21 protein-coding genes are annotated in these 17,516 nt (G+C 69.9%); 20 read left to right on the top strand and 1 reads right to left on the bottom strand.

Going from position 1 to position 17,516, the window contains the following annotated elements; translation table 11 throughout:
- Positions 1 to 40: 40 nt before the first annotated feature.
- Positions 41 to 868 (bottom strand): HAD family hydrolase, encoded by an 828-nt coding sequence (locus LOK44_RS12310; RefSeq protein ID WP_237570603.1) that lies wholly within the window; start codon positions 866 to 868, stop codon positions 41 to 43.
- Between the two features lie 84 nt (positions 869 to 952).
- Here LOK44_RS12310 and LOK44_RS12305 point away from each other — a divergent pair, with 84 nt between their 5' ends.
- The 20 genes from LOK44_RS12305 to ccsB all read left to right on the top strand — a co-directional run bounded on the left by LOK44_RS12305 (position 953) and on the right by ccsB (position 17,516).
- Positions 953 to 1,207, top strand: coding sequence for a glutaredoxin family protein (locus LOK44_RS12305; RefSeq protein ID WP_237570244.1), 255 nt, complete (start codon positions 953 to 955; stop codon positions 1,205 to 1,207).
- A 105-nt stretch (positions 1,208 to 1,312) separates the two neighbouring features.
- Positions 1,313 to 2,689 (top strand): glutamyl-tRNA reductase, encoded by a 1,377-nt coding sequence (locus LOK44_RS12300; protein WP_237570243.1) that lies wholly within the window; start codon positions 1,313 to 1,315, stop codon positions 2,687 to 2,689.
- A 33-nt stretch (positions 2,690 to 2,722) separates the two neighbouring features.
- Positions 2,723 to 3,667, top strand: coding sequence for a hydroxymethylbilane synthase (gene hemC, locus LOK44_RS12295; protein WP_237570602.1), 945 nt, complete (start codon positions 2,723 to 2,725; stop codon positions 3,665 to 3,667).
- The gene (locus LOK44_RS12290; RefSeq protein ID WP_237570242.1) at positions 3,664 to 5,310 is read left to right on the top strand and encodes a bifunctional uroporphyrinogen-III C-methyltransferase/uroporphyrinogen-III synthase; all 1,647 of its coding nucleotides are present in this window, start codon (positions 3,664 to 3,666) and stop codon (positions 5,308 to 5,310) included. The genes hemC and LOK44_RS12290 overlap by 4 nt, the downstream gene beginning before the upstream one ends.
- A 32-nt stretch (positions 5,311 to 5,342) precedes the next feature.
- On the top strand, positions 5,343 to 6,323 hold the full coding sequence (gene hemB, locus LOK44_RS12285; RefSeq protein ID WP_237570241.1) for a porphobilinogen synthase: 981 nt from the start codon (positions 5,343 to 5,345) through the stop codon (positions 6,321 to 6,323).
- Positions 6,311 to 6,748: a hypothetical protein gene (locus tag LOK44_RS12280; RefSeq protein ID WP_249783464.1), complete on the top strand. Its 438-nt coding sequence runs from the start codon at positions 6,311 to 6,313 to the stop codon at positions 6,746 to 6,748. The genes hemB and LOK44_RS12280 overlap by 13 nt, the downstream gene beginning before the upstream one ends.
- A gap of 12 nt (positions 6,749 to 6,760) precedes the next feature.
- Complete coding sequence (locus tag LOK44_RS12275) at positions 6,761 to 7,147, top strand: hypothetical protein (RefSeq protein WP_237570239.1); 387 nt, start codon at positions 6,761 to 6,763, stop codon at positions 7,145 to 7,147.
- Positions 7,144 to 7,608 (top strand): transport-regulating membrane protein Mce1N, encoded by a 465-nt coding sequence (gene mce1N / locus LOK44_RS12270; RefSeq protein ID WP_504928325.1) that lies wholly within the window; start codon positions 7,144 to 7,146, stop codon positions 7,606 to 7,608. The genes LOK44_RS12275 and mce1N overlap by 4 nt, the downstream gene beginning before the upstream one ends.
- Positions 7,605 to 7,835 (top strand): hypothetical protein, encoded by a 231-nt coding sequence (locus LOK44_RS12265; protein WP_237570238.1) that lies wholly within the window; start codon positions 7,605 to 7,607, stop codon positions 7,833 to 7,835. Before mce1N ends, LOK44_RS12265 begins: the two co-directional genes overlap by 4 nt.
- A gap of 52 nt (positions 7,836 to 7,887) precedes the next feature.
- On the top strand, positions 7,888 to 8,766 hold the full coding sequence (locus LOK44_RS12260; RefSeq protein ID WP_237570237.1) for an oxygenase MpaB family protein: 879 nt from the start codon (positions 7,888 to 7,890) through the stop codon (positions 8,764 to 8,766).
- Positions 8,753 to 9,343 (top strand): TetR/AcrR family transcriptional regulator, encoded by a 591-nt coding sequence (locus LOK44_RS12255; protein ID WP_237570236.1) that lies wholly within the window; start codon positions 8,753 to 8,755, stop codon positions 9,341 to 9,343. Before LOK44_RS12260 ends, LOK44_RS12255 begins: the two co-directional genes overlap by 14 nt.
- A gap of 45 nt (positions 9,344 to 9,388) precedes the next feature.
- The gene (locus LOK44_RS12250; RefSeq protein ID WP_237570235.1) at positions 9,389 to 9,697 is read left to right on the top strand and encodes a hypothetical protein; all 309 of its coding nucleotides are present in this window, start codon (positions 9,389 to 9,391) and stop codon (positions 9,695 to 9,697) included.
- A gap of 18 nt (positions 9,698 to 9,715) precedes the next feature.
- Entirely contained in the window at positions 9,716 to 10,210 is a 495-nt protein-coding gene (locus LOK44_RS12245) for a pyridoxamine 5'-phosphate oxidase family protein (RefSeq protein ID WP_237570234.1), read from the top strand.
- Positions 10,207 to 11,574, top strand: coding sequence for a cytochrome P450 (locus LOK44_RS12240; protein WP_237570233.1), 1,368 nt, complete (start codon positions 10,207 to 10,209; stop codon positions 11,572 to 11,574). The genes LOK44_RS12245 and LOK44_RS12240 overlap by 4 nt, the downstream gene beginning before the upstream one ends.
- Before the next feature lie 65 nt (positions 11,575 to 11,639).
- Entirely contained in the window at positions 11,640 to 12,968 is a 1,329-nt protein-coding gene (gene hemL, locus LOK44_RS12235; RefSeq protein WP_237570232.1) for a glutamate-1-semialdehyde 2,1-aminomutase, read from the top strand.
- Positions 12,965 to 13,579, top strand: coding sequence for a histidine phosphatase family protein (locus tag LOK44_RS12230; protein ID WP_237570231.1), 615 nt, complete (start codon positions 12,965 to 12,967; stop codon positions 13,577 to 13,579). Before hemL ends, LOK44_RS12230 begins: the two co-directional genes overlap by 4 nt.
- Positions 13,579 to 14,166, top strand: a complete 588-nt coding sequence (locus tag LOK44_RS12225; protein ID WP_237570230.1) for a TlpA disulfide reductase family protein — start codon at positions 13,579 to 13,581, stop codon at positions 14,164 to 14,166. The genes LOK44_RS12230 and LOK44_RS12225 overlap by 1 nt, the downstream gene beginning before the upstream one ends.
- A gap of 55 nt (positions 14,167 to 14,221) precedes the next feature.
- Positions 14,222 to 14,974, top strand: coding sequence for a cytochrome c biogenesis CcdA family protein (locus tag LOK44_RS12220; RefSeq protein ID WP_237570600.1), 753 nt, complete (start codon positions 14,222 to 14,224; stop codon positions 14,972 to 14,974).
- A gap of 47 nt (positions 14,975 to 15,021) precedes the next feature.
- Entirely contained in the window at positions 15,022 to 16,536 is a 1,515-nt protein-coding gene (locus tag LOK44_RS12215; protein WP_237570599.1) for a cytochrome c biogenesis protein ResB, read from the top strand.
- Positions 16,533 to 17,516, top strand: coding sequence for a c-type cytochrome biogenesis protein CcsB (ccsB, locus tag LOK44_RS12210; RefSeq protein WP_237570229.1), 984 nt, complete (start codon positions 16,533 to 16,535; stop codon positions 17,514 to 17,516). The genes LOK44_RS12215 and ccsB overlap by 4 nt, the downstream gene beginning before the upstream one ends.

Genomic DNA, 17,516 nt, shown 5'->3' with positions numbered 1-17,516 from the left:
AAGCGGCGCGAGCCTATCAGCGCCGGTCGGGGCGGCCTGCTCAGTTGCCGTCGCGGCGGGAGACCACCGCGGCCAGCGCTCCGCCCACGGCACCGAGTGCCAGGGCCGACGGCACGCCGATCCTGGCGGCCTTGCGGGCCGTGCGGAAGTCCCGGATCTCCCAACCACGCTTGCGCGCGACGTCACGCAGCGCGGCGTCGGGATTGATCGCGACCGCGGTCCCGACCAGCGACAGCATCGGCACGTCGTTGTAGCTGTCGGAGTAGGCGGTACAGCGCTTGAGGTTGAGCCCTTCCCGGATGGCCAGCGACCGCACCGCGTGGGCCTTGCCAGCTCCGTGCAGGATCTCGCCGACGAGCCGCCCGGTGAACACGCCGTCGACCGACTCGGCGACCGTGCCGAGCGCACCGGTCAGACCGAGCTTGTTGGCGATGGTCGCGGCGAGTTCGTAGGGCGTCGCGGTCACCAACCACACCTGCTGGCCCGCGTCGAGGTGCATCTGGGCGAGCGCACGGGTGCCGGACCACAGCTTGTCGGCGATGATCTCGTCGAAGATCTCTTCGCCCAGCTCGGCGAGTTCGGACGTCGGGCGGCCCTCGATGAACGCCAGCGCCTTGCGTCTGCCCTCGGCGACGTCGTCGCTGTTCTCCTTGCCGGTCAGCTGGAACTTGGCCTGGGCGTAGCCGAAGCGGGCGAGGTCGCCGTAGGTGAAGTACTTGCGCGCCGCCAGGCCCCTGGCGAAGTGCACCAGCGAGGAGCCCTGCACGAGGGTGTTGTCGACGTCGAAGAACGCGGCCGCGGTCAGGTCGGGAGGCGGTGCCTGCGGGGTGGTGGCCTGCGCCAGCACGCCGTTCTGGTCGACCAGCACCTCCGCGTCGGCGCGCGCGGCGGGATCGGCGTCAGCCCTGGAGTCGGACACGGTTCAACAGTAGGGGACGCGATACTGGCAGTCATGAGGCATCAGGTGGAGTTGCTCACGCGTGCCGGCTGCAGCCTGTGCGAGCGGGCGGGCGCCCAGCTCGCCGGGCTGGCGACCGAGCTGGGCTTCGAGATGACCACCACCGACGTCGACGCGGCCGCCGCGGCCGGGGACGCCGCGCTGCGCGCCGAGTACGGCGACCGGCTGCCGGTGGTGTTGCTCGACGGGCGCGAGCACAGCTACTGGGAGGTCGACGAGGCGCGGCTGCGCTCGGACCTGTTGGGCTGAAGGCGCAGAACGACGGGTGTGACGTACGACGGGCTGTGACGTTGCTCAGCAATTTGGTTTCGTGACTAACCAACGACTACCTTTGGAAATCGTGGTGACGAGGCCATGAGCGTTCTCCTATTCGGTGTTTCGCACCGCAGCGCGCCCGTGACCGTGCTCGAACGTCTGAGCACCGACGAGTCCGATCAGGCCAAGATCGTCGAAGAACTGCTCCGATCCTCCCTGGTCACCGAGGCGATGATCCTTTCGACCTGCAACCGGGTCGAGGTCTACGCCGTGGTCGAGGCATTCCACGGCGGCCTGTCGGTCGTCGGTCAGGTGCTCTCCGACCATTCCGGGATGTCACTGGGCGATCTCACCAAGTACGCCTACGTTCGCTACGCCGAGGCCGCCGTCGAGCATCTGTTCGCCGTCACCAGCGGGCTGGACTCGGCCGTGATCGGCGAGCAGCAGGTGCTCGGCCAGGTCCGCCGCTCCTACGCTGCCGCCGAGTCCAACCACGCCGTCGGCCGCATCCTGCACGAGCTGTCCCAGCGCGCACTGTCGGTCGGCAAGCGCGTGCACTCCGAGACGGGCATCGACGCCGCGGGCGCTTCGGTGGTGTCGGTGGCGTTGGACATGGCAGACGCCAAATTGTCCGGCGGGCAGGAGCGCAGCGACCAGGGAGGTGTGTCAGGCCTGGCCGGGCGCAGCGCCGTCGTGGTCGGCGCGGGCTCGATGGGCGCTCTGGCGGCCGCACATCTGGTGCGGGCCGGCATCGGTCGGGTGCACGTGGTGAACCGCTCGCTGCCGCGTGCCGAGCGCGTGGTGGCGAACCTGCGCAGCCAGGGCGTCGACGCCCATGCCTTCCCGTTCGACCATCTGCCGCCGCTGCTCACCGACGCCGACGTGGTGGTGAGCTGTACCGGCGCAGTGCGCCCCGTCGTGTCTCTGGCCGACGTGCACCGCGGCCTGGCGCACGGCCAGGAACCCAAGCAACTGGTGATCTGCGACCTCGGCATGCCGCGCGACGTCGATCCGGCCGTGGCAGGGCTGCCCGGCGTGTACGTCATCGACATGGACCGCATCCAGCGCGAGCCGTCGGCGCGGGCGGCCTCGGCCGACGCCGAGGCGGCGAAGGCGATCGTCGCCGCAGAGGTCGCCAACTATCTCGCAGGCCAGCGGATGGCCGAGGTGACGCCCACCGTCACGGCGCTGCGCCAGCGGGCGGCCGACGTGGTCGAGGCCGAACTGCTGCGGCTCGACAACCGGCTGCCCGGGCTCGACTCGGCGCACCGCGACGAGGTCGCCCGTACCGTGCGACGCGTCGTCGACAAGCTGCTGCACGCTCCGACGGTGCGGGTTAAGCAGCTCGCGGGAGCGCCGGGTGGCGACAGCTACGCCGAGGCGTTGCGCGAACTCTTCGAACTCGACCCGCAGGCCGTCGATGCCGTCGCCGGTGGCGAATTGCCCCTGCCCTCCGACGTGGACAAGACCGAGTAGCGCTTGCCCACTTCCGCATCGAGCAATGACACGATCATCCGGATCGGCACCCGAGGCAGCCTGCTCGCCACCACTCAGGCCGGGACCATCCGGGACGCTCTGATCGCCAGGGGGCACGCCGCCGAACTGGTCATCGTCTCCACCGACGGAGACCGCTCCAGCGCGCCCATCGCCGACATCGGCGTCGGCGTGTTCACCCAGGCTCTGCGCGAGGCGATCGCCGACGGCCGGGTCGACATGGCGGTGCACTCGTACAAGGATTTGCCGACGGCCAACGACGAGCGCTTCGTGATCGCCGCGATACCCCCACGCGAGGACGCCCGCGACGCCCTCGTGGCCCGCGACGGAATGGTGCTGGGGGAGTTGCCGTCCGGCTCCGTGATCGGCACGTCGAGCCCGCGGCGGACGGCGCAGCTTAGAGCACTGGGTCTCGGTTTGGAAATTCGCCCCCTACGAGGCAACCTAGACACCAGGTTGAACAGGGTTACTAGCGGTGATCTCGACGGCGTCGTCGTCGCCCGTGCGGGTCTCGCCCGCATCGGTCGGCTCGACGCAGTCACCGAGACGATTGAGCCGGTGCAGATGTTGCCGGCGCCGGCTCAAGGTGCGCTCGCAGTGGAGTGTCGTGCGGGCGACGTCGAGTTGGTTGCGCTGCTCGGGCAGTTGGACGATCCCGACACGCGCGCCGCGGTCACCGCCGAGCGTGTCCTGCTCGCCGAACTGGAGGCGGGGTGCTCCGCGCCGGTGGGTGCGATCGCGGAAGTGGTCGAGTCCATCGACGAGGAGGGCAATGTCTTCGATGAGTTGTCGTTGCGCGGCTGCGTGGCGACGCTGGACGGATCCGACGTGATCCGTGCGTCCGGCATCGGGGCTCCCGATCGGGCACGAGAGCTAGGGCTCTCGGTGGCCACGGAGTTGTTCGAGCTGGGTGCGCGAGATCTGTTGGCGGAGCGGACTGAAAGCGGGAGCGAAGGATGACCATCCGAGGGCGCAAGCTGAAGCCCGGCCGCATCACCTTCGTCGGTTCAGGCCCGGGTGACCCCGGCCTGCTGACGACGCGGGCACGCACAGTGCTCACCAATGCTGCGCTGGCCTTCACCGACCCAGACGTGCCCGAGGCGGTGCTGGCCCTGATCGGGTCGGACCTGCCTCCGGCATCGGGCCCCGAAGCGCCGGTGGACGACCCGACGGGCGACGCCGACGCCGTACCGACGGGTGCCGGCCTGCCGAGTGGCGTGGACGTGCGTCCCGCGCTCGGGGACCCGGCCGAGGTCGCCAAGACCCTGGTCAACGAGGCTCGCACGGGCGTCGACGTGGTGCGACTGGTCGCGGGCGATCCGCTGTCGGTGGACGCCGTGCTGGCCGAGGTGACCGCGGTCGCGCGGACGCAGGCCAACTTCGAGATCGTGCCCGGGCTGCCCGCCACGACGGCTGTGCCGACGTATGCCGGTCTGCCGCTGGGCTCTTCGCACACCGTCGCCGACGTGCGCGGTGACGTGGACTGGGCTGCGCTGGCCGCTGCCCCCGGCCCGCTGATCCTGCACGCCACGGCGTCGCACCTGCCGGAGGCCGCCCGCACGCTGATCGAGTACGGCCTGACCGACACCACGCCCTGCGTGGTGACCGCGAACGGCACCACGTGCCAGCAGCGTTCGGTCGAGACGTCGCTGTCGGGTCTGCTCGACAAGGCCACGCTCGCGGGCAGCGAGCCCAGCGGTCCGCTCGCCGGCCCGCTGGTGGCGACCATCGGCAAGACCGTCGTCAACCGCGCGAAGCTGAACTGGTGGGAGAGCCGGGCGCTGTACGGCTGGACCGTGCTCGTCCCGCGCACCAAGGACCAGGCTGGCGAGATGAGCGATCGCCTCGTCGGTCACGGCGCGCTGCCGATCGAGGTGCCGACCATCGCCGTCGAGCCGCCGCGCAGCCCCGCCCAGATGGAGCGTGCGGTCAAGGGTCTGGTCGACGGCCGGTTCCAGTGGGTCGTGTTCACCTCCACCAATGCCGTTCGCGCGGTTTGGGAGAAGTTCAACGAGTTCGGTCTGGACGCGCGGGCGTTCTCCGGCGTCAAGATCGCGTGCGTCGGACAGGCCACCGCCGACCGGGTGCGCGCGTTCGGGATCAACCCCGAGCTGGTGCCATCGGGTGAGCAGTCCTCGCTGGGCCTGCTCGACGAGTTCCCGCCGTACGACGACATCTTCGATCCGGTGAACCGGGTGCTGCTGCCGCGTGCCGACATCGCGACCGAGACACTGGCCGAGGGTCTGCGCGACCGCGGCTGGGAGATCGAGGACGTCACGGCCTACCGCACGGTGCGTGCCGCACCGCCGCCGGCCCAGACCCGCGAGATGATCAAGACCGGTGGCTTCGACGCGGTGTGCTTCACGTCGAGCTCGACTGTGCGCAATCTCGTCGGCATCGCGGGCAAGCCGCACGCCAGGACGATCGTGGCGTGCATCGGACCCAAGACTGCCGAGACCGCAGCGGAATTCGGCCTCCGCGTCGACGTGCAGCCCGAGACGGCGGCCGTGGGCCCGCTGGTCGAGGCGCTCGCCGAGCACGCAGCCCGGCTGCGGGCCGAGGGTGCACTGCCGCCGCCGCGCAAGAAGAGCCGTCGCCGCTAGGCGTGGCGACCTCCACGCTTCGGTAATCCCCAGTGGCCTTTCCCCGTCACCGCCCCCGGCGGCTGCGCAGCACCCCGGCCATGCGCCGGCTGGTGGCTCAGACGTCGCTGGAGCCAAGGCATCTCGTGCTGCCGATGTTCGTCGCCGACGGCATCGACGAACCGCGCCCCATCGCGTCGATGCCCGGCGTCGTGCAGCACACCCGCGAGTCGCTGCGTCGCGCCGCCGCCGATGCGGTGGCGGCAGGCGTCGGTGGACTGATGCTCTTCGGCGTCCCGCGTGACGAGGACAAGGACGCGCTCGGCTCGGTCGGCACCGCCGAGGGCGGGATCCTCAACGTTGCGCTGCGGGACCTGGCGGCCGAGGTCGGTGATGCCACCGTGCTGATGGCCGACACCTGCCTCGACGAGTTCACCGACCACGGGCACTGCGGCGTCCTCGACGTCGAGGGCCGGGTGGACAACGACGCCACCAACGATCGGTACGTCGCTCTCGCTGTGGCACAAGCCAATTCGGGTGCGCACGTGGTCGGCCCCAGCGGCATGATGGACGGCCAGGTGGCGGCGATCCGTGACGGACTCGATGCGGCGGGCCACACCGACGTCGTCATCCTGGCCTATGCCGCGAAGTTCGCGTCCGGCTTCTACGGTCCGTTCCGCGAGGCGGTGGCGTCGAGCCTGGCCGGGGACCGGCGCACCTATCAGCAGAACCCCGGCAATGCGCGCGAGGCCCTGCACGAGGTCGAACTCGACATCGACGAGGGCGCCGACATCATCATGGTGAAGCCGGCAATGGCGTACCTCGACGTGCTCCGCGCGGCCGCCGACATATCGCCGGTTCCCGTTGCCGCGTACCAGGTGTCGGGCGAGTACTCGATGATCAGCGCGGCCGCCGCGAACGGCTGGATCGACCTGCCCACCGTGGCGCTGGAGACGTTGATCAGCATCAGGCGCGCGGGCGCGGACATCGTGCTGACCTACTGGGCGGCCGAGGCCGCGACCTGGCTGGCGTGAACCCCACCGAACCCACCGACCAGACACCGGACGGCCCTCCGGAGGACGTGGTGACCGGGTTCTGGCTGTGGGCCGTGGCGCTGCCCCTGATGACGGCGGGCTACGTCGTCGACCAGGTCACCGCACCCACCCGCGCGATGAACGGGATCGTCGATGCCTTCGCGGGCTTCGTCGCCGTCGTGGTGCTGGTGCTGGTGTCCACGCTGCTGCTGCTGATGCGCGCGGGGTACCGCTGGGCGCGCACCGTGCTCACAGGTGGCGCTGCCGCATCGGTGGTCTACGTGGTCGGCAACCTGTTCGGCAGCGAACGGTCCGCGGTCGCCGCGTCGGCGTATGCGGTGTGCGTGATCGTCGGCGCCGTGCTGATCGCAGGGGGCATCTACCTGCTCCACCGCAAGGACGCTCACGAGTTCTTCACCCGATAGGCTGGCCCGACCATGCCCGACACCCCTGCGCAGCGCCCGCGCATCGTGGACACCGCGTTCTGGTGCTGGGTGACCGCAGCGGTGTTGATCGCCGCGCTGGGCATGCTGACGCTGAGCCAGGGCGGTGCGCCACTAGTGGTCGTCACCGGCGTCCTCCTGATCGCCGCAGGCCTTGCGCAGGGTTATCTCGCGGGCCGGGCCCGTCGGGGTGAGGCCCGGTTCGCCAGTGCGGGCGTCGGTCTGGCCATGGCGTCGGTCGCGTTCATGGCGCTTTTGCTGCTGCTCGGCGCTGGCATCGCCGTGATCGCGATCGTCGGCGTCTCGATGATCCTGCTGATCACCGGTGCCCTGCTGTTGCGCCGCGAGCCGGTCCGCGAGTGGTTGGGGGCGACGTCGTGACCGCCGCCGACCAGCAGGTGCTGTTCCGCGAGCCCGGGGCCACGTGGTGGTGGGCCGCGGCCGGGCCTGCATCGGGCGGCGCCATGCTGCTGATCCAGGTGTGGGCCGGGTACGGCATCGACCTGCTGGTGCCGTTCGTGTTCTTCGTCCTGGTCACCGGCTTCCTGGCGATCCAGGTGAAGGCGGCGCGCATCCACACCTCGGTCGAGCTGACGCCGGAGTACCTGCGCCAAGGCGCCGAGACCATCCGGATTGCGGAGATCGTCAGGATCTACCCGGAGGCGTCCGGGTCGGAGGTCGAGAAGTGGCAGTCGGCGCGCGCGATCGGCGAGCTGACCGGCGTGCCCCGGGGTCGCACGGGCATCGGGTTGAAGTTGTCGAACGCCAGGACCGCGCAGGCGTGGGCGCGCAAGCACCGTCAACTCCGGGCCGCACTCGAGTCGCTGGTGGACGAGCCGTGAGGGTCCGCGCGATCGTCGAACTCGTCGTCGCGGTGCTCGCGGCGGCGGGATGCGTGGCGTGCTGGATCGCCGCCCGGTCGAGTCAGTTGGCGCCGCCGGTCGCGGCCAACGAGCCGCTGCGGACCATCGACGCCTATGACCCCTCGCTGATCACCCTGTCACTGGTGCTGGCCACGGTCGCCGGCGTGCTTGCCGTGGTCGGCGTGGCTCGCGCGCGGGGCCGGTGACACTGCTCACACCGCTCTTGGTACAAAGTACGGATTCTGTAACACTGTTCCCATGACCGAACTCGCCGAGAATGGACGCCGCGCCGATGCGTCGCCCGCCGCGCACGACGACGCACTGCCGCTGGGTCCGGATTCGCTGGTGTGGAAGTACTTCGGCGACAACCGGATGTACCTGATCGGGCCCCGGCCCGCCGTGCTGCAGAACATGCTCGCCGAACTGGGCCAGGGCGTCCTGGACCACTCGGTGTTCTTCGACGACACCGCCGCGCGGGTCAAGCGGTCCATTCCGCCGATCATGACGACCGTCTACGGCAGCGACGACGACCATCCCGGCACCCAGGTGCGCGACTTCCACCGGGACATCAAGGGCGACATGCCGAGCGGCGACAGGTACCACGCTCTCGACCCCGAGACGTACTTCTGGGCGCATGCCACGTTCGTCGAGCAGGTGCTGTACTTCGCCGACACGTTCGTCAAGCGTCTGACCGACGCCGAGAAGGACCGGATCTACCTCGAGTCGAAGACGTGGTACCGCCGCTATGGCGTCAGCGACCGGCCCATGCCCGCCGACTACGCCGGCTTCGTCGAGTATTGGGACCGGATGATGAACGAGATCGTCGTCGCGCACCAGACGGCCCGGTACGGCGTCGGCTACGTCACCAAGGGATTCCCCAGGCCCAAGGGCGTCTCACCGCTGGCGTGGCGCGTCATCTCACCGCTGTTCAACCCGGTCGCGGCGTTCCTCACCACCGGCGGGCTGCCGCCACGGGCCCGTGACCTGCTCGAGTTGCCGTGGACCGACCGGCAGGAGAAGGCGTACCAGGCCTTCGCCGCGCTGTGGCGGTCCGCACCGGTGAACTGGGTGTGGAACCGGCTGCCGATGACGGTGCGCTACAACTCCTACGCGCAGACCGGCTATGGCCGGGTCTGACGCGACGGAGTTGATCCTCGACGCGGCCCTCGTCGAGTTCGAGCGGCACGGCTTCCGGCGGGTGGCCCTCGACGACGTGGCGCGTCGCGCCGGGGTCAGCAGAACCACGATCTACCGCCGGTTCGCCAACCGCGACGAACTCGTCGGCGCCGTCATCGAGCGCGAGAACGTGGCGCTGTTCGCCGACATCGCGCACGAGCTGAGTCAGGCCGGACCGCAGTCGAACTACTACGTCGAGGCCTTCACGAGCGCGATCCTGCGGTTCCGCGGTCACCGGGTGCTCAACCGGATGATGACCGAGGAACCCGCGCTCGTGGTCGACCTGGCGCGCCAGCACTGGGCTGCGGCGATCGAGCGGATGGCCGAGGCACTGCGGGTCATCTTTCCGCCCGGCTTTGCCGAGCGGGTGGGCGCCGACGTGGTCGACGACCTCGCCGACACGATCCTGCGGTACGCGGCCATGGTGCTGGTGCTGCCGACCGCCGAGCGCCTCGACACCCCCGACCAGATTCGCGAGTTCGCTGCGCGGCACTTCCTGCCCAGTCTGCCGCTGGCACTGAGAGGCGCCCGGGTCTGACCGGCGCACTGTTTCGTAAATCACACAATTGGGCAGCCAGTGGTCATGACGGACCAGGACACGACCGACAAGAGCGAGCAGGCCGCCGACGAACAGGAGCAGCAGCTCACCGAGAAGCCCGAGGTGACCGAGGAGCATCGCGAGGCTGCCAAGGAGATGGCGAGGAGCCAGGACGACAGCCGGGAGACGGTCGTGATGCCTGGCACCAGCAACACCGTCACGGGTACCGCCGTGTCCGAGTGGCTCGATGACGACGGCAAGCCGAAGTACGGCGAGGTTGCCGAGGGTGGGATCAAGCGCGAGGACGTGATGGGCGGCGATCAGGACGCCAGGGGGCACGAAACCGACGAGTAGCACCCTAGGCTCGGGGACGTGAACTCGCTTGACCGCATTGCGCCTGCGTTCCGCGACATGGCACATGCCATCGTGTGGGCGTCGGTCGCGACCGTCGACCCCGACGGCAGCCCGCGCACCCGCATCCTGCATCCCATGTGGGAGTGGGACGGAACCGACCTGACGGGCTGGATAGCCACCGTGCCGACGCCGATCAAGCGGGCGCACCTCGATGCCCACCCCGAGATGTCGGTCAGCTACTGGACGCCGACGCACGACACCTGCAGCGCCGACTGCACCGTGCAGTGGCACACCGACGACGAGACCCGAAAGGCCGTGTGGGACAAGTTCCTTCACGGCCCCGAGCCCGTCGGCTACGACCCGCGGATCATCCCCATGTGGGCGGACGGGCCCACGGCCGAACAGTTCGCCGTCCTGCGCCTGCGGCCGTATCGTCTGCGGGTGATGGCGGGCACCGTGATGACCAAGGGCGAGGGCGAACCGCTGACGTGGCGCGAGAGGGAGGCCTCGTGACGAGTCCTGCTGCGCTGCCGCTGGTGCCGCGCAACCCGCTGCCCTACCGCGAGCTGATCAAGGCCGTCCGCAACCTCGACTCCGGCCAGGAGGTGATCCGCGCCGCTGGTGGGCGCATCACGCGCGTGGCGATCGGACCCAAGTGGCTGGTGCCGCCGCTGGTGTCGGTGATGTCGCCGAGCGCGGTGCGCGACGTCCTCGGCCGCAGTGACGCCTTCTCCGAACGCTGCATCGTGCACGAGGAAGTACGTCAGATGGCGGGCGACAGTCTGTTCGTGCTGCCCAACGAACAGTGGCGACCCAGGCGTCGCGCTCTGCAGCCGGTGTTCACCAGGCCGCACGTGAAGGCCTTCGGTGGCCAAATGTCGCGTGCCGCGCAGGTCTTCGTCGACGAGTGGCGATCCCGCGGCGCGGGCACCAGTGCCGGCGCCGACGTCGACCTCGATCTGGCCTGCCGCAGGATCACCATGCAGTCGCTCGGCCGATCGGTGCTGGGGATCGACCTCAACGAACGCGCCGACGAGATCGCGGCGCACATGCACGTCGCGTCGTCCTACACCGCCGACCGCGCGCTGCGGCCGTTCCGCGCGCCGCGCTGGTTGCCCACCCCGGCACGCAGGCGCGCCCGCACCGCGGTGGCCGCGATGCGCAAGGTCACCGACGACATCCTGGCAGCGTGCCGCGCCGACCCCGGCCGCGACGCCCCGCTGGTGCACGCCCTGATCGCCGCGACCGACCCGGAGACCGGGCGCCCGATCTCCGATGACGACATCTCCAACGACCTGCTGATCTTCATGCTCGCAGGCCACGACACCACGGCGACGGCACTGACGTATGCGTTGTGGTCGCTGGGCCACCACCAGGACGTGCAGGACCGCGTCGCCGCCGAGGCCGCCGCGATCGGCGACCGCGAGATCACGTCGGCCGACGTGGGCAGCCTCGGCTACACCGTGCAGGTGCTACGTGAAGCGCTGCGGCTGTGTCCGCCCGCGGCGGGTGTCGGACGGCTGGCCACGCGCGACATCGAGGTCGACGGTTACCGGGTGGAGAAGGGCACGCTCGTCGCCGTCGGGATCTACGCCCTGCACCGCGACCCCGAACTCTGGGAGGACCCGCTGACCTTCGACCCCGACCGCTTCACTCCCGAGCGGATGAAGAAGCGCAACCGCTGGCAGTTCATCCCGTTCGCGGGCGGTGCGAGGTCCTGCATCGGCGAGCATTTCGCGATGCTCGAGACCACGCTCGCCCTGGCGACCATCGTCCGCGCTGTCCGGGTGCACTCGATCGACGTCGAGTTCCCCGTCGACGTGCCGTTCACCACGGTGGCGAAGGGCCCGATCCGGGCGCGCGTGCAGCCCCGCTAGGCGACGTGTGCAGGCCCACTACACCCTGTAGTTGACGCTGGGGGGCCGACTGGGAGACTGGAGTCATGCCTGTTAGTAGCCGGACGGCCGAGCGATCCACCGAGGTATCGGCGCGCCTGTTCGCCGAGGCCGCCGCCGTCATCCCGGGCGGGGTCAACTCGCCGGTGCGGGCGTTCAACTCCGTCGGCGGCACCCCGCGCTTCATCACCTCTGCCAAGGGCTACCGGCTCACCGACGCCGACGGCAACGAGTACGTCGATCTGGTCAACTCCTGGGGTCCCGCGCTGCTCGGGCACGCGCACCCCTACGTCGTCGAGGCGGTCCGGCGCGTGGCGTTGGACGGCCTGTCCTTCGGCGCGCCGACACCGGCCGAGACCGAACTCGCCACCGAGATCATCGAGCGGGTGGCGCCGGTCGAGCGCATCCGCCTGGTGAACTCGGGCACCGAGGCGACCATGAGCGCGATCCGGCTGGCGCGCGGGTTCACGGGCAGGCCGAAGATCGTCAAGTTCTCCGGCTGCTACCACGGGCACAGCGACGCCCTGCTGGCCGACGCGGGATCGGGTGTGGCAACGCTCGGCCTGCCGTCCTCGCCGGGTGTCACCGGCGCTGCGACCGTCGACACCATCGTGTTGCCCTACAACGACGTCGCCGCCGTCGAAGCCGCGTTCGCCGAGTTCGGCGACCAGATCGCATGCGTCATCAGCGAGGCCGCGGCAGGCAACATGGGCACCGTCGCGCCGCTGCCCGGCTACAACGCCGAACTGCGCCGCATCACGGACGCCCACGGTGCCCTGCTGATCCTCGATGAGGTCATGACCGGTTTCCGCGTCAGCCGCGCGGGCTGGTTCGGCATCGACGGCGTCGCCGCGGACCTGCTGACGTTCGGCAAGGTGATGAGCGGCGGGTTGCCCGCCGCGGCGTTCGGTGGCCGCGCCGACGTGATGGAGCGGCTCGCGCCGATCGGCCCGGTGTACCAGGCGGGCACGTTGTCGGGTAACCCGGTCGCGATGGCCGCCGGGCTCGCCACGCTGCGCGCCGCCGACGACGCCGTCTACGCCAAGGTCGACGCCAACGCCGACCGGTTGTCGGGCATGGTGAGCGACGCGCTGACCGAAGCGTCGGTGGCACACCACATCTCGCGCGCGGCCAACATGTTCAGCGTCTTCTTCTCCGACGCTCCGGTCACGGACTTCGCGTCGGCCAAGGCGACCGACACGTGGCGGTTCCCTGCGTTCTTCCACGCGCTGCTCGACGCGGGCGTGTACCCGCCGTGCAGCGCGTTCGAGACGTGGTTCTGCTCGGCTGCGCTCGACGACGAGGCGTTCGAGCGGATCGGTGCGGCCCTGCCTGCCGCGGCGCGGGCCGCAGCAGAAGCAGAGCGGCCCGCATGACCGAGATCACTACGGTGCACGTGATGCGCCACGGCGAGGTGCACAACCCCGAGCAGGTGCTCTACGGCCGCCTGCCCGACTACCACCTGTCCGACCGGGGCCGGCTGCAGGCGCAGTCCGCGGCAGACTGGTTGGCGCGCAACGACGTCGTCTACGTGGTGGCCTCGCCGCTGGAGCGCGCGCAGGAGACCGCCGGGCCGATCGCGGCCGTGCATGGTCTGCCCATCGACACCGACGCCGACCTCATCGAGTCGTGGAACCAGTTCGAGGGCGAGAAGGTGGCGCCCGGCGACGGCGCGCTGCGCGACCCGCGGAATTGGCCCAAGCTGCGCAACCCGCGCAGGCCGTCGTGGGGCGAACCGTACGAGGAGATCGCGCCCCGCATGATGGCCGCGCTGCACCGCGCCAGGGCGCGCGCCGTCGGCCACGAGGCCGTGTGCGTCAGCCACCAGTTGCCGGTCGAGACGCTGCGCCGGGCGATGACGGGCCGCAAGCTGCCGCATCTTCCGTTGCCGCACAGCAGGTTGTGCAACCTCGCGTCGATCACGTCGTTCACGTTCGCCGGTGACGAATTGGTCCGCTGGGGCTACACGGAGCCCTGGGGACTGTAGTGAGACGTCTACTCGCGTGTGTGGTGGCGCTGTCGGCGGTGCTGCTCAGCGGATGCTCCACCGGGGACGACGCCGTCGCACAGGGCGGGACGTTCGAGTTCGTCGCGCCCGGCGGCAAGACCGACATCCTGTACGACCCGCCGCAAGCGCGCGGCAAGCCGGGGCCGATCAAGGGCCCCGAACTGCGGGACCCCGCGAAGACCCTGTCGCTGAACGACTTCGAGAACCGGGTCGTGGTGATCAACGTCTGGGGGCAGTGGTGTGGGCCGTGCCGGTCGGAGATGCCGGAGCTACAGAAGGTGTACGACGCGACCCGCGACCTGGGGGTCGCGTTCCTCGGCATCGACGTGCGCGACAACAACCGCGACGCCGCCGTCGACTTCGTCGTCGACCGCAAGATCACGTTTCCGTCCATCTACGACCCCGCGATGCGCACGATGATCGCGTTCGGCGGCAAGTACCCGACGACGGTGATCCCGTCGACGATCGTGCTGGACCGCCAGCACCGGGTGGCCGCGGTGTTCCTGCGCGAACTGCTCGCCGAGGACCTGCGGCCCGTCGTCGAGCGGCTGGCGGCCGAGAAGTGAAGTCCCAGCAGCAGTGACCGTTCTCGCCGCCACCTTCGACCAGGTCGACCAGTTGATGGCGACCGGGCCGTTGGCGTTGGCGCTGACGGTCAGTGCGCTCGCCGGGCTGGTGTCGTTCGCGTCGCCGTGCGTGGTGCCGCTGGTGCCCGGATATCTGTCCTATCTCGCGGCGATCGTCGGCGTGGAGGAAGACGAGCCGGGTGGCGTCGCGGTGCGCACGGCGCGGCTGCGGGTCGCCGGCGCGACGGCTCTGTTCGTGGCGGGCTTCACCGTGGTGTTCGTGATGGGCACGGTGGCCGTACTCGGCATGACGACCACGCTGATCGCGAACGAGGTTCTGCTGCAACGCATCGGCGGCGTGGTGACCATCGTGATGGGCCTAGTGTTCATCGGCTTCGTCCCCGCGCTGCAGCGTGACACCCGGTTCACACCCAAGCGGGTGTCGACGCTGGCCGGGGCGCCGCTGCTCGGCGCGGTGTTCGGGCTGGGCTGGACCCCGTGTCTGGGGCCGACGCTGGCCGCGGTGATCGCGATGGCCTCGGCGACCGAGGGGTCCAACGTCGCCCGCGGCGTGACGCTGGTGATCGCCTACTGCCTCGGGCTCGGGATCCCGTTCGTGGCGTTGGCCTTCGGCTCGGCGCGGGCGATGCGCGGGCTCGGCTGGCTGCGCAGGCACACCCGGACCATTCAGCTGTTCGGCGGCGCGCTGCTGATCCTCGTCGGCCTCGCGCTGGTGACGGGGCTGTGGGCCGAGTTCGTGTCCTGGGTGCGCGACGCGTTCGTCAGCGACGTCAGGTTGCCGCTGTGAGAGGCGTACTCGCGCTGATCCGCAACACGTGGCGGACGCTCACGTCGATGGGCACCGCGCTGGTGCTGCTGTTCCTGCTGGCGCTGGCCGCGATCCCTGGCGCGCTGCTGCCGCAACGCTCGCTGAACCAGGGCAAGGTCGACGAGTACCTCGCCGAACACCCGACGATCGGACCGTGGCTGGACCGGCTGCAGGCGTTCGACGTGTTCGCCAGCTTCTGGTTCACCTCGATCTACGTGCTGCTGTTCGTGTCGCTGGTCGGCTGCCTGACGCCGCGACTGGCCGAGCACGTCCGCAGCCTGCGGGCCACCCCCGTGGCGGCGCCGCGCAACCTGGGCAGGCTGCCCAAGCACCACCGGGCCGACGTGCCCGGTGAGCCCGCAGCCGTCGTCGCCGAGGTGGAACGCAACCTGAAGGGTTGGCGGCGCACGACCCGCACCGACGGTGACTTCACCGAGATCTCCGCGGAGAAGGGCTATCTGCGCGAGTTCGGCAACATCGTCTTCCACTTCTCGCTGCTCGGACTGCTCGTCGCGATCGCCGTCGGCAAGCTCTTCGGCTACGAGGGCAACGTGATCGTCATCGCCAACGGCGGGCCCGGATTCTGTTCGGCGTCGCCCGCGGCGTTCGACTCGTTCCGCGCCGGTAATACCGTGGACGGCACGTCGCTGAACCCGATCTGCCTGCGCGTCAACGACTTCGACGCCGACTACCTGCCCAGCGGTCAGGCCCTGTCGTTCGCCGCGAACGTCGAGTACCAGGCGGGTGCGGACCTCAACTCCGACACCTGGCGGCAGTATCGGCTGGAGGTCAACCACCCGCTGCGCCTCGGCGGCGACCGCATCTACCTGCAGGGCCACGGTTACGCGCCGACGTTCACCGTCACGTTCCCGGACGGCCAGACCCGCACCCAAACCGTGCAGTGGCGGCCCGACGAGGCACTGACGCTGCTGTCGTCGGGTGTCATGCGGTTCGACCCGCCGGGCGGCACCTACCCCGACGACCGCGAGCGGCGCCGCAACCAGATCGCCATCCAGGGCCTGTTCGCGCCCACCCAGCAGCTGGACGGGACGCTGCTGTCGTCGAGCTTCCCCGCGCTCAACGACCCCGCGGTGGCCATCGACGTGTACCGCGGTGACACCGGCCTCGACACCGGCAGGCCGCAGTCGATCTTCTCGCTCGACCCGCGCCTGATCGGCCAGGAGCGCCTGAAGAAGGAAGCGCGCGTCAACCTCGCGGAGGGGGAGTCGACCCGGCTCGCCGACGGCACGGTGATCCGCTTCGACAGCGCCGAGCCGTTCATCAACCTGCAGGTCTCCCACGATCCAGCGCAGGTGTGGGTGCTGGTGTGGTCGATGACGATGATGGCCGGTCTGCTGGTGTCACTGGTCGTGCGACGACGGCGCGTGTGGGTTCGGATCACGCCTACCGGGGCGGGTACCGTTGGCGTCGAGCTGGGCGGCCTTGCACGCACCGACAACTCCGGCTGGGGCGACGAGTTCGAGAAGCTGACCGAACGGCTGCTGCCGGGGTCGCAAGACAATCGAGGCGGGATCGCGTGAACACATACGACATCGACATAGGTCTGGCCCGCTACTCGGACTGGGCGTTCACGACGTCCGTCGTCGTGCTGGTCGCCGCGCTGGTGCTGCTGGCCGTCGAACTGGCCTACAGCCGGAGCCGCAAGGTCGAGGCCCGCGAGCTGGTGACCTCCGGCGGCGGCTCCGTGACCGCCGACAGCGCCCGGCCCGGCGTCGTGACCGACGCGCCCCGGCGTCCGGTCGACGAGCGGATCGGCCGCGCCGGTCTCGCGCTGGCCTACGTCGGCATCGCGATGCTGTTCGTCTGCATCGTGCTGCGCGGCTTCGCCACCTCGCGCGTGCCGTGGGGCAACATGTACGAGTTCATCAACCTGACCTGCTTCTGCGGGCTGGTGGCGGCCGCGGTCGTGCTGCGCCGCCCGCAGTTCCGCGCGCTGTGGGTGTTCGTGCTCGCGCCGGTGCTGATCCTGCTGACGGTGTCGGGCAAGTGGCTCTACACCCACGCCGCGCCGGTGATGCCCGCGCTGCAGTCGTACTGGCTGCCGATCCACGTGTCGGTGGTCAGCCTGGGTTCCGGGGTGTTCCTGGTCGCAGGCGTGGCCAGCATCCTGTTCCTGGTCAAGATGTCGAAGCTGAACGAACCGGGCCGCGACGGCGTCGTCGCGACCATCGTCTCGCGGCTGCCCGACGCCCAGACCCTGGACCGCATCGCCTACCGCACGACGATCTTCGCGTTCCCGATCTTCGGTTTCGGCGTGATCTTCGGTGCGATCTGGGCCGAGGAGGCGTGGGGCCGCTACTGGGGCTGGGATCCCAAGGAGACGGTCTCGTTCATCGCCTGGGTCGTCTACGCCGCGTACCTCCACGCCCGGTCGACAGCCGGCTGGCGCGACAAGAAGGCCGCGTGGATCAACGTGGTCGGCTTCGTGGCCATGGTGTTCAACCTGTTCTTCATCAACCTGGTGACGGTCGGGTTGCACTCGTACGCAGGGGTCGGCTGA

It is taken from the genome of Mycolicibacterium lacusdiani (genome assembly GCF_021916785.1).
GTDB lineage: Bacteria > Actinomycetota > Actinomycetes > Mycobacteriales > Mycobacteriaceae > Mycobacterium > Mycobacterium lacusdiani.
The sequence above is the reverse complement of the archived record's forward strand: the minus strand, read 5'-3'. Positions and strand labels throughout refer to the sequence as shown.